The sequence below is a fragment of the Paenibacillus sp. 01L418 genome, assembly GCF_056400045.1.
Map to the genome: position 1 here is coordinate 1 of NZ_JBFTSN010000158.1, position 12,898 is coordinate 12,898.

Annotated in this window: 8 protein-coding genes; all 8 read left to right on the plus strand. The window is 43.8% G+C overall.

Features of this window, described 5'->3' with window-relative positions; translation table 11 throughout:
* The first annotated feature begins 192 nt into the window (after positions 1-192).
* Entirely contained in the window at positions 193-4,203 is a 4,011-nt protein-coding gene (locus AC1DSE_RS18770) for an Ig-like domain-containing protein (protein ID WP_477528022.1), read from the plus strand.
* Between the two features lie 265 nt (positions 4,204-4,468).
* Complete coding sequence (gene gatC, locus AC1DSE_RS18775; protein WP_477512797.1) at positions 4,469-4,756, plus strand: Asp-tRNA(Asn)/Glu-tRNA(Gln) amidotransferase subunit GatC; 288 nt, start codon at positions 4,469-4,471, stop codon at positions 4,754-4,756.
* 35 nt (positions 4,757-4,791) lie between these two features.
* Positions 4,792-6,249, plus strand: a complete 1,458-nt coding sequence (gene gatA, locus AC1DSE_RS18780) for an Asp-tRNA(Asn)/Glu-tRNA(Gln) amidotransferase subunit GatA (protein WP_076271889.1) — start codon at positions 4,792-4,794, stop codon at positions 6,247-6,249.
* A gap of 36 nt (positions 6,250-6,285) precedes the next feature.
* Positions 6,286-7,725 (plus strand): Asp-tRNA(Asn)/Glu-tRNA(Gln) amidotransferase subunit GatB, encoded by a 1,440-nt coding sequence (gene gatB, locus AC1DSE_RS18785; protein ID WP_339207443.1) that lies wholly within the window; start codon positions 6,286-6,288, stop codon positions 7,723-7,725.
* 148 nt (positions 7,726-7,873) lie between these two features.
* On the plus strand, positions 7,874-8,584 hold the full coding sequence (locus AC1DSE_RS18790) for an MgtC/SapB family protein (RefSeq protein WP_076271891.1): 711 nt from the start codon (positions 7,874-7,876) through the stop codon (positions 8,582-8,584).
* The gene (locus AC1DSE_RS18795; protein ID WP_477512796.1) at positions 8,566-10,491 is read left to right on the plus strand and encodes a DUF4097 family beta strand repeat-containing protein; all 1,926 of its coding nucleotides are present in this window, start codon (positions 8,566-8,568) and stop codon (positions 10,489-10,491) included. The genes AC1DSE_RS18790 and AC1DSE_RS18795 overlap by 19 nt, the downstream gene beginning before the upstream one ends.
* Before the next feature lie 77 nt (positions 10,492-10,568).
* Positions 10,569-11,003, plus strand: coding sequence for a peroxide-responsive transcriptional repressor PerR (perR, locus tag AC1DSE_RS18800; protein WP_076271893.1), 435 nt, complete (start codon positions 10,569-10,571; stop codon positions 11,001-11,003).
* Between the two features lie 117 nt (positions 11,004-11,120).
* Positions 11,121-12,845 carry a glycosyl hydrolase family 18 protein gene (locus tag AC1DSE_RS18805; RefSeq protein ID WP_477528023.1) on the plus strand — a complete coding sequence of 575 codons (1,725 nt, stop codon included), beginning with the start codon at positions 11,121-11,123 and terminating at the stop codon, positions 12,843-12,845.
* Positions 12,846-12,898 lie beyond the last annotated feature (53 nt).

Here is a 12,898-nt window from a genome sequence, read left to right on the forward strand (position 1 = left end):
ATAGTTATAAACAATTAGAGCAGAGGAGTGTCCACTGTTCTTTTTTTGTTTTTTCGACATGTAGCGACGAATTGTGAGATTTTGTTGAGTTCTAATTGATAAGATTCTTCCAAACATGGTAATAGCCAATCACACGGTGGGAGAGAGGTCAAAAATATGCTTAGTTTAGTAAGGTCCAAGAAGATAATCAGTATGATTCTATTCGCGCTGATGGTCAACCTATGCTCGTCATTGTTTATGGAGGATGGGAGAAAGGTAAATGCGGCTGGAGCTGGAGAAGTTTCTGTATTTAAAAAAGCGTATATCACAAGCTTTAGCAATGGTACTGTCGATGTTGTTAATCTAACAGATTTGACTGTAGAAAAGGCTAAAATCACGGTAGGAAACCAACCGAACAGCGCTGCGATCAACCCCAATCAGAAGCAGGTGTTCATAACCAACAGAGCAAGCAATACGGTCTCGGTTATTGATCCGGCGAAGGATGAGGTAATCGCGACCATACCGGTTGGAGTTCAGCCTCATGGCGTTGCCTTTAATAAGGATGGAAGTAAAGCTTATGTGGCAAATGACTCAGGAAGCTCGATTTCAGTTATAAATACAGCCTCGCTTGTTGAGGAGAAAAAAATATCCGTAGCTACGCCTATTGCGATGGCATTGGTTGGGAATGATCTTTATGTTACCAGTAGAACCGGAAAACTCACGATTATAGATATAATAAGCGAAACAGTTGTGAAGGGAATTACCATTGAGGGGGAACTTTACGGACTCTCGGTTAATCCCTCGGGCACAAAGATTTATGTGGCTAACTTAGTAACTAATTTCGTAAATATAATTGATACGAATTCAAAAACTCACGAAGCGGATATACCGGTTGGCAGCATGACAACTGCAACAGAAGTTAGTCCTGATGGCAGTAAGATATTTGCAGCACATGGCTATAATGACTCTGTGTCAGTAATCAATGCGGCAACCCTTAAAGTGGATGCTACCATAAATGTTGATGCTAACCCTTACGTCATCGGCGTTTCCAAAGATGGTCTTCAAGCATACACGATTAATTATGGCTCGAGCAATATGAGTGTTATTAATACAACGACAAATTCGGTCGACAAAACAATTGAGCTCAGTGTGGGACCTTTTATGGTCGGAACCTTCATGGTTCCTGTTGCTATTGCATTGGATGCTGAACCTTCTGAACCGTCTGAGCCAGCTGATAATCAAGCTCCTGTTGTGACAGCACTAACTCCTGTTAAAGGTGCACAGAATGTTGGTGTGGATACTAATCTTAAATTAACGTTTGATGAGAAAGTAAAGGCACTGGCGGGTAAAAAGATAACGCTTTGGAAACCTCGGGAATTATCAATGATTAACGGACCAGATTACCCGATCTTAATAAGCGATGCAACGTTAGTAGAAACAATTGATGCAGGTGATTCGACAAAGGTAACAGTCTTGGATAATGTAGMAACGATTAATCCAGCAGCGGATCTGGAATATCAGACGAATTATTTTGTGAAGATTGAACCGTCTACTTTTACGGATATTGCAGGGAACGGCTATGCTGGATTATCAGCTGATGTCGAAATTCATGATGGTCAAGTACAGGATACAGTTACCGAATCATGGCATTTCAAAACGGGTAAGGCAGCAGATACAATCGGCCCGGTGGCGACAACATTTGTACCCGCGAAAGCAGCTGTGGATGTTCCCATCAGTACGGACATGACATTAACGTTCAACGAAAATGTGAAGGCTGGAACAGGCAAGAAAATAAAGATTTTTGAACCGGGCAGAGCCACACCGGATGGAACAAATCCAACGGCTCCAATTTTGCTAGAAGAAATATCTTCAACAGATACGAGCAAAATAACGATTTCTGGGAACAAAGTTACCATTAATCCAACGAAAAACATGAAAAACAATATCTATTATTATATCCTCATGGATAAAGGTGCGTTTCAGGACATATACAATAATGATTTTGATGGCATGTTCCAATTCATTCAGTTAATGAACGAAAACGTAATGTATATGGGTGAGCCGGGGAAGATATGGTTCTTCAAAACAGAAGCTGCACCAGACACAACAGCGCCGACAGCTACTGGATATACACCAGCGAATAATGCGCTTGATGTGGCGGTTGATGCGAGCTTACAGCTGACTTTTAGTGAGATTGTGGAAGCGATGGCAGGCAAAAACATTAGCATCCGCAAAGCAAGTGATGATAGTGTTGTTGAAACCATTGCAGCTAACGATACTGCAAAATTGACACTAGCAGGAACTAAGGCGACCATTAAATTGTCAACTAGTTTAGCTAACGATACGGGCTATTACGTTCTGATTGATGATGGAGCCTTTAAGGACAAGGCAGGCAATACGTATAAGGGTATTACAGGTAAGACGATCTGGAGCTTCAAGACAGCAAAGAGTTTTTCGCCACTAACTGTCACGACATTATCTCCTATTGATGATGCTCCAGCAGTGGCCACCAACTCCGATTTGTTGCTAACTTTTAGCGAGAATGTACAAGTGATTCCGGGTAAAAAGATTTTTATCAAGAAGCAATCTGATGACAGCATTGCTCATACTTTTGAAATTAGCAGCATAAGCGATGTAAGTGTATCGGGTAATAAAGTAAAGATAAATCCTTACCTAATGGTACCGGATGCTCCAGGGAATTATTTGGAATACAATACTGCTTACTATGTTCAAATAGAAGCGGGAGCACTGAAAAGCACGACCAGCAGTGCACAATACGCAGGTATTGCAGACAAGACAACTTGGAACTTCACTACAGGCGCTGCTCCGGAAAAAAACGAACTGAAGGTTACAGCGTACTCACCTGCCGGAGGGTCAAATAGTGTTTCTCAGAGTACAGCTCTAAAACTGACGTTTAGCACAAATGTTCAGGGAGTAAACGGCAAGAGCTTTGAAATTAGAAAGAAGTCTGACAATAGCGTTGTGCATAAAGTGAGTATCGGAGAAATGGGAGTCGATATATCGGGAAATACAGTAACGATCAATCCTCCAATCCTCCCGCAACCTGGCAATGGGCCTAAGGTCGAATATTTGGAGCCAGGTACAGAATATTACGTCTTAATTGCAGCTGGAGCTTTGAGGGATAAAGACGGAAACAGCTATGCGGGTATTTCTGATAAATTAGTATGGACCTTTACCACGGAGCCAGATTTGGAACTGGATACAGACGGAGATGGTATTCCAGATTCGACTGATCCAGACGATGATAACGATGGATTGACGGATGAGCAAGAAGCGAAAACAGGTACAAATCCGAAAGATCCAGACACCGACAAGGATGGAATCAATGATAAAGATGATCCATTCCCAACGGATGCAGCTAAGCCGGGTACAGTAAACGGTGAGCTGGATACAGACGGAGACGGCATTCCAGATTCGACTGATCCAGACGATGATAACGATGGATTGACGGATGAGCAAGAAAAAGCAATTGGAACGAATCCAAAAGATCCAGACACGGACAGAGATGGTGTCAATGATAAGGATGATTATTATCCGTTGGATCCAACGAGATCCAGTTATTCAGGCAACAACTCGGGTGGCAACGTGACGCCAAAGCCCGATAAGCCTGATCCGGTTGAAGTTCCAGATCATAAAGAAGTCAAAGCTTATATTATTGGTCATCAGGACGGAAGCTTTAAACCAGAGAAAGGGATTACACGTGCTGAAATGGCAGCGATACTTGTTCGCATACTGGGCAAGGAAGCTGAATTATCTTCCGTGAGCAGCACGGGCGTTGATGCTGAGCATTGGGCTGCAAAATACATTACAATTATTACCGAATTGGGTTTAATGGTTGGTTATCCAGATGGCAGCTTCAAACCAAATCAGACGATCACTCGTGCGGAAATGGCTGTTATTATTAATCGATTGATGGAGCATATTGAAACCGGCGGCAAAAGCTTCTCTGACATTAATGGGCACTGGGCACAAACAGCCATTGATCAGGGGACTGCAGCAGGAATTTTCAACGGATATAAGGATGGTACATTTGCGCCAAACCGCGTTCTTACGAGAGCAGAAGCTGTTGTCATATTCAATAGACAGCAGGGCAGATCTCCTCTAGCAGGAGCAGATCAACAATGGAGTGACGTTTCGCAGAAGCACTGGGCGTATGAAGATATTCAGACTGCGAGCATCGACCATGAGATTAAAGAGCAATAATGCTAACGGTCATCTAGAGCATTTCAGTAAGAACCTGATTCTCTAAAACTAAAAAGCAGCCTGCCTCACAACAGCTTAAGTTGTGAGAGTGGGCTGCTTTTGTTTGTTTGATAAACGATTGCTTTTAAGCCCAACTCTTCTGTTGGAGATCCAGTTCCTTTTATGTGGAAATTAAGAAGTGATTTGCCGTTTACATTGATGTTCTCCCTGTATGTGAGATATAATAGGAAGAATGATTACAGGAATAGGAAAGGAAGAATACCTGATGAGCATTTCACCTAAGGATGTAGACCATGTAGCAAGACTTGCGCGGTTAGAGCTATCCGATTCGGAGAAGGATCAGTTTACGGAGCAGCTCAATGCGATTTTGAAATATGCGGAAAAGCTAGAAGGCTTGGACACGGAAAATATTGAGCCAACCAGCCATGTGCTCCCTATAACGAATGTAACGCGCGCGGATGAGAAACGCCCGTCGCTGCCGATCGAGAAGGTTTTGTTGAATGCGCCTGATGAAGAAGATGGACAATTTAAAGTACCTGCGGTGCTTGAATAATACGAATGGGTTTAATTTGAAGGGAGGAACTACTGTTGGCACTGTTTGATTTGCGCCTGCAGGATGTACATAACAAGCTTAACAATAAGGAACTGTCTGTTTCTGAGCTGGTTAGCGCATCATTTGCGAGAATTGCGGAAACTGAGCCTGCTATTAAGGCTTTTATTACATTAAATGAAGAGAATGCACGCTTGCAGGCTTCCGAGCTGGACAAGCAATTGCAAGAAGGCGGCGACCAAGGTTTATTGTTTGGATTGCCGGCGGGTGTTAAGGATAATATTGTGACTGAAGGTCTACTGACCACTTGTGCGAGTCAGTTCTTAAGCAATTACAATCCTATCTATGATGCCACTGTTGTTCGCAAGCTGAAAGCAGCTCAGTCGGTAACGATTGGCAAGTTGAACATGGATGAATTTGCGATGGGCGGTTCCAACGAGAACTCCAGCTTCTATCCAACTCGCAATCCATGGAATACGGATTATGTTCCAGGCGGCTCAAGCGGCGGATCGGCAGCTTCGGTTGCTGCTGGACAAGTTTATTTCTCGCTTGGCTCCGACACTGGCGGCTCGATTCGTCAGCCAGCTGCTTATTGCGGTATCGTTGGCCTCAAACCAACATATGGCCTAGTATCACGCTTTGGACTTGTTGCTTTTGCATCTTCTTTAGACCAAATCGGTCCGCTTACCAAAAATGTTGAAGATTCCGCATTTGTGCTGCAAGCCATTGCTGGTTACGACACAAGCGACTCTACATCAGCGAATGTGGATATTCCAGATTACACAGCAGCTCTTACAGGTGATGTAAAAGGTCTGCGTATCGGTGTGCCTAAAGAATACCTAGGAGCTGGTATTGATCCGCGTGTGAAAGAAGCGGTACTTAAAGCGCTGGCAGTATACGAATCACTGGGCGCGACTTGGGAAGAGGTTTCACTTCCGCATACGGAGTATGCAATCGCTACTTACTATTTGCTTGCTTCCTCGGAAGCATCGTCAAATCTAGCTCGTTTCGACGGCGTACGTTACGGTGTACGTGCGGAAGATCCTGCAAATCTCATTGATTTGTATAAGAAATCCCGCAGCGAAGGATTTGGCGCTGAAGTAAAACGCCGGATTATGCTTGGAACCTATGCTCTAAGCTCTGGCTATTATGACGCATATTATTTGAAAGCTCAGAAGGTGCGTACACTTATCAAGCAGGACTTTGACCAAGTGTTCAGCCAATATGATCTCATCATCGGACCTACGGCTCCGACACCTGCGTTCCGAATCGGAGAGCAAGTTGGAGATCCATTAACGATGTATTTAAACGATATCTGTACGATACCGGTAAGCTTGGCTGGCGTTCCTGCCATTAGCGTTCCTTGTGGAACGGCAGATGGCTTGCCGATTGGCTTGCAAATTATCGGGAAAGCGTTCGACGAATCGACGGTGCTGCGCGCCGCTCATGCGTTCGAGCAGCATACAGAGCATCATAAACAACGTCCGCAGCTATAAGCGGATCTATATACGTTTACGAAGGGATCGATACGAATGTCTGAACCGAACAAATACGAGACGGTTGTCGGGCTGGAAGTCCATGTGGAGCTGCATACGAACAGTAAAATCTTTTGCGGCTGCTCTACGGCTTTCGGCGCGCCGCCGAATACCCATACCTGTCCAGTATGCCTTGGACATCCCGGCGTTTTGCCGGTATTGAATCGCCAAGCCGTTGAATATGCAATGAAAGCGGCAATGGCTTTGAACTGTCAAATTGCAGATATCAGCAAGTTTGACCGTAAAAACTATTTTTACCCCGATTCGCCAAAAGCGTATCAGATTTCGCAATTCGATCAACCGATTGGTGAACATGGCTGGATTGATATTGAAGTGGGCGGAGAAACCAAACGAATTGGGATCACAAGGCTGCACCTTGAAGAGGATGCAGGCAAATTGACTCACGTCGATGGCGGTTATGCATCACTTGTCGATTTCAACCGTGTAGGTACGCCGCTAATTGAGATCGTATCAGAGCCTGATATTCGTACACCTGAGGAAGCTAAAGCATACCTCGAGAAAATCAAAGCCATCATGCAGTATTGCGACGTTTCTGATGTGAAGATGGAAGAGGGCAGCTTGCGCTGTGATGCAAATATAAGCCTTCGTCCATACGGACAAAAGGAATTTGGTACACGTGCGGAGCTTAAGAACATGAACTCCTTCCGCGGCGTTCAGCGCGGCCTTGAGTATGAGCAGTTCCGCCAAGCGGAAATTCTCGACAGCGGTGGTGAGGTCATTCAGGAGACTCGTCGTTTTGACGATGCACTTGGTAAGTCCTTCTCTATGCGCGGCAAAGAAGAAGCACATGATTATCGCTACTTCCCGGACCCGGATCTAGTACAGCTTCATATTAGTGAAGATTGGAAGCAAAGCATTCGTGCGACAATTCCAGAATTGCCTGATGCGCGCAAAGCGAGATATACGGCTGATTACAGCTTACCTTCCTATGATGCTGAAGTTATTACTTCATCTAAGAAGCTTGCTGATTTCTTCGAGGAGAGCCTTTCCTACACGAAGGATGCCAAATCCGTATCGAACTGGATCATGGGTGATTTGCTTGGTTATTTGAATGCCAACGGTCAAGAAATTACCGATGTGAAAATTACTGGACAAGGCCTAGGTGAAATGATTGGTTTGCTTGAGAAAGGCACAATCAACGGTAAAATTGCCAAAACGGTATTTAAAGCGATGCTGGATTCAGGCAAGCTACCACAGCAGATTGTAGAGGAACAGGGTCTCGTTCAAATCAGTGACGAAGGCGCTATTCAAGCCATCGTTAACCAGATCGTTGAAGCAAATCCGCAATCTGTTGAAGATTACAGAGCAGGTAAAGATAAAGCAATTGGTTTCCTTGTTGGTCAGGTTATGAAGGAATCAAGAGGGAAAGCAAATCCTGCACTCGTGAATAAGCTGCTTGTAGAGCGCTTGAAATAAGAGCAGTTGCACGCAAAAAGACGCGGTTCATCAACATGATGAACCGCGTCTTTCTTTTTGAACATCACTCTGGACAGAAGACCTGTAAGCTCCATACGCTGCATACAATTATGTTACAATAGCGAATATAGAAAGGTCGGGATTGTTTATGCTGCTAAGTACACTTCATAATCCTTGGTATATTAGTGAACTTCATATTTTATTAAGGCTGCTGCTTGCCTTGCTATTGGGCGGACTTATTGGCTTCGAGCGAGAACAGTCGAATCATGCTGCTGGACTTCGAACGAATATTCTAGTTTGTTTAGGTTCTTGCTTGTTGATGCTGCTATCCATGTACGGTTTCTCAGCATTTGTCGACGAGCCTAACGTACGGGTTGACCCAGCGCGACTTGCAGCCGCAGTTATTACAGGCATTGGATTTCTAGGTGCAGGTACTATTTTATTTACCGGAAAATCAATAACGGGTTTAACGACAGCGGCGTCCCTATGGGTCGTTTCTGCAATTGGATTAGCAGTCGGAGCAGGCTTTTATTTTGCATCAGCTACCGCAACGATCATGGTTCTTGTAACATTATGGGCGTTTAATAAGCTGGAAAAAAGGTATATTAGTGCAAAGAAAGAGCACTTRCTCAAAATAAAAGCTAATAATTTATCTCAAGCTATGCTTGAATTAAATAGCCTACTGACTGATCGGAAAATCATCATGAGAAAAATGCTGCTGGAAGAATGTGAGGGTGAAGAGGAAGGCGAGCAGATTTTGCTGCAGGTGTATATTACACTGCCTAAATCAGAAGCATTGTTAGTGCTCCTCGATAATATAAAGCACTTGGAGGGTGTACGTTGGGTCAGCTCAGAATAAAACGAATAAAAAATAGACTTCTCACCGTATTATTCGCATTTGCTATGCCAGGAGCAGGACATATGTATACGGGACAGCATCCGAAAGGCTTACTGTTAATTGCGGCCTTTTGGCTGGATTTGACGGCGATTGTAAGGTTAGCCGATTCAGATGGCGGCAGACATTTGCTGTTGATCGTTTATTTAGGTATTATGCTTCCTATCTTTTATTTTATTAGCGTGTTTGATTCCTTGCAAAGCGCGGATGTCGATAATAACAACCCCGTTGCACTGAATCGCACACATGGTATTTTACTTTTGGCGGCGGGAAGCGTCATGCTTATTTTAGTGAAGCCTCCACAAGCGATTTTACCCTGGATGAATGAACTAGCGGAGTTATGTGTTGGCCCGATTATTATAATCGCTTCAATATTGCTGCTGTCACGTTCAAGGAAAGGAAGAGTTACTATGTTTAAGCTGGGACGCTTTACAGCAGCGGCACTGGTATTGGTCGTGGGAGGATTGCTTCTCTGGGATCAAATTCAAGGACGGAATGATATTTCATTGCTTGGTCAATGGTGGCCGGTTATTTTTATATTGTTAGGTTTAGAAATCATTCTATACAGCATAAAGTTTAAAGACATAGAAAAAAAGCTTCGATTTGATATTGGAGGCGCGATGATTGCTGTTGCGATTTCGTTGACCGCTTACGTTGTGACCCAATACGCGGATATTCCTTATCGTTGGCTGGATCAATTTAATGTTGATTTGAACGGGGCAGCAGAATTTGGAGAAGAGAAAGGATTTCATTATGAGAAGACCATCATTAAGGTTCCTTTAGATGAAGCGATTTCTCTCATTCGTGTTGTTAATCCCAATGGGCAAGTAACCATTCGATCGGGTGACGTACAGGAAATAGAGCTTTTGACTGCTGTATGGGTTGATGTGCCAGGCAAAACGGAGGCTGATGCGATCGCAGAGCAATCAACCGTCAAAATTAATCCAGGCGCTGAAGTAACGTTGGAGGCGAAGGGTCAAACCTATGGCGCTAACGGCAGCAGAAAACCGAGAATGAATATGATTATTACCGTACCAATGTCTTTGTCTGATCAGGTTGAGGTTAATCAACAGCCTACAGAAACACCGTTATCCTTGGGTTCGGAAAGTATTGATACGATTGGCGAAGAAGTTGATGCGGGAGCATCTGATGTTGATTTGAACGATCAGTCCGCAACTGAAAAGCCTACGGATACAGATGCAGGTTTAAATGGTCAATCTGAACAACCGCCTCAGAATGCTGAGGAACAGAAGCCTGTATTAAAGATGAAAGTTGAATCAGGCAATGGTTCAATTGAAGTCATGAATTTGACGCTGCCAGGCGGCCTTGAGCTCCGAAGCAATAGCGGAATTGTTTCCGTAAGCAACATTAAAGGTCCTATCTCCGTCAAAGGTAATAATGGCGGAATTAATGTGAAAAGCATAACCGGTGATACCAGTCTTGAAACAAAAAATGGTACGGTTACTGCAGATTCTATTGAAGGTAAGCTTTATGCCAATACACTCAATGGCAGTTTGGAGATCAAGCAGATTGATGGAAACATTGAAGCAGAAACAAAAAACGGGAAAATCAAAATGGACGGTGCAGGCGGTTCTGTTAAAGCGGATACGCTGAATGGGAACATTGAACTAAGCAGTGCTGAAGTTAGCGGAGATTGGGATCTCGATAGCTCCGTCGGAGAGGTAAAGCTTGCAATACCGGCGAATGCTCATTTTACGATGTATGGATCGGTAACTTTCGGTAATATTGTGTCCGATTTGCCGCTTGAAGTAAGTAAGAAAACGATAAGAGGCACTATTGGCGACGGCACTTTCAGGATTCAGATTAATGCTACGAACAGCATTGCAATTAAGCAATTTGGACTATCCTAAAAAGGCGCTTTCATTGACAAACTCTTAAATAAGAACGTACAATAGCTTTAATAACTTTAAGGAAGGGCGTGAGGGGAATGGGAGCCAGCGTTAACTTAGCACTTGAGCAACTGAAGATGAATGGCGTCCGAATGACCCCGCAACGTCACGCCATATTAAGCTACTTGATGGACTCGATGTCGCATCCGACTGCAGATGAAATTTATAAAGCGCTCTCACCAGTTTACCCGAGCATGAGCGTAGCTACCATATATAACAATCTGCGTTTATTTGTAGAAGCTGGATTAGTGCGTGAGCTGACTTATGGCGATGATTCAAGCCGGTTTGATTCGGATTTATCCGATCATTACCATGCCATTTGCAAAAATTGCGGTTCAATCGTCGATTTTAATTATCCACCGCTGCTTGAGGTAGAACGTGCAGCGTCACGTGTAACAGGTTTTGTGGTTGAAGGACATCGGATGGAAATTTACGGTGTTTGCTCGACTTGCAATACTAAATCAGCGAAATAATTGGCGTTATGCCTACAAGAACGTGCCGGGAAGCGATACAACGCTAATCTGCACGTTTTTTAATAGTCGAATAGTATTTTGAAGTTAACATTACAGGAGAGTGATGACTTGGAAACGATGTACAACCGAGCGCCACGCCGAAAAGGCAACAGAGGTGTTCGGAGCATAATATTGTTGTTTTTGTTAGGAGTAATAGCTGTCTTTTGTTGGTATGGATATATGCGTTTTATTCCAAACAATGAAAAGGTAGAACCAAATTATAAGTCAGAGCATCCTATATTTATTCAAGGCGTTGAAGCGGAGCAAGGAGCTATTATCGAAAATGATGAAGTTAAGCTGCCGCTTTCGGTGCTGGAGCAGGTATTAGGAGCGGACAAGCCTATAAGATATGAGCCTGATTCAGGTTCAATCATTTTGACAACTGCCAATAAGGTGCTTCACCTCAAGACGGATTCTTTAACGGCGACTATCAACCAAAAACCATATGATCTAACGATTACTGCAGAAACGTCTAATGATACGGTCTATATTCCTGCAGAACCTTTGGAGGAGTTATATGGGCTGAAAGTAGAATTCGTAAAAGAGACAGGCACAGTAACGCTGCTGAATGCAGGAGACATGGTTCAGCTCGCTGAGGCTACACCTGAGAAAGGGGCGGCTATTCGAACCGAAGCGACTATTCGAGCGCCTTTTGTTCAAAAAGTTCCTCAATCACAGTCAATAAGAATTTGGAAAGAGCAGGAAGGTTGGCTGCTTGTTCAAAACAGCGAAGGCATCATCGGTTTTATGAATAAAAAAGATGTGAAGCTTACTTCTATTGAGAAAATGCCCGAGCAGGCGTCAGAACCTCCATTTATTGCGTGGAAGGTGCTCGGCAATAAAATTAATATGACATGGGAAGCTGTTTATCAACGGAAAATCGATACTGCCAAAATAGCGCCGATGCAGGGAGTAAATGTCGTAAGTCCAACCTGGTTTGAACTTGCCGACGACAAAGGAACAATAAAAGGCAAGGCTGATCCCGCATATGTAAAATGGGCACATCAGCAAGGGATGCAGATTTGGGCGCTGTTCAGCAATAGCTTCGAGCCTGATCGAACGACAAAGGCATTAGCGTCAGTGGAAACTCGGTTCTCGATGATACAGCAGCTGATCGGCTTTGCTCAAGTATATGGATTGCAAGGGATTAATTTAGATTTTGAAAATGTACACACGTCGGATAAAGCTAACTTTGTACAATTTGTTCGGGAGCYGACTCCGCTTTTACACGAGCAAGGCTTGGTTGTCTCCGTGGATGTAACGCCCAAGTCGAATAGTGAGATGTGGTCGCTGTTTCTTGATCGTGCAGCGCTTGGCAATGTTGTAGATTATATGATGGTCATGGCTTACGATGAGCATTGGGCTGCGAGTCCAAAATCGGGTTCGGTAGCATCGCTGCCTTGGACAGAGAGTTCTCTTGTTCGTATCATGCAGGAGGATGCAGTACCAGCAAGTAAAATTATTTTAAGCATGCCTCTGTATACCCGGATATGGACTGAAAAAAAAGGGGAAGACGGTAAAATAGACGTTTCCTCAAAGGCAGTAGGCATGAAGAAGGTTAATGAGATTATTACGACTAAGAAACTTAAGCCAGTGTTTGATGCAAAAGCAGGTCAGAATTACGTGGAATATACGGAAGACGGAAATTTGATGCGAATATGGATTGAGGATGAAGTATCCATTAAAGCTCGAGTAGCGCTTGCGCGTAAATATGATTTAGCGGGTGTAGCAACATGGCAGCGTGCGTTCCAAACGGAAGCTATTTGGAAATCTATCGACGATTCTCTTAAGCTTAGGCCATAATTCATTTATAAATGTTAAATAAGAAACGCCTCCTCACATGTGAAGACATGGAG

Bases quoted from the DNA above. Each gene is read 5' to 3' on its own strand.
- gatB (WP_339207443.1), top strand. From the start codon at position 6,286: ATGTCTGAACCGAACAAATACGAGACGGTTGTCGGGCTGGAAGTCCAT.
- gatC (WP_477512797.1), top strand. From the start codon at position 4,469: ATGAGCATTTCACCTAAGGATGTAGACCATGTAGCAAGACTTGCGCGG.
- perR (WP_076271893.1), top strand. From the start codon at position 10,569: ATGGGAGCCAGCGTTAACTTAGCACTTGAGCAACTGAAGATGAATGGC.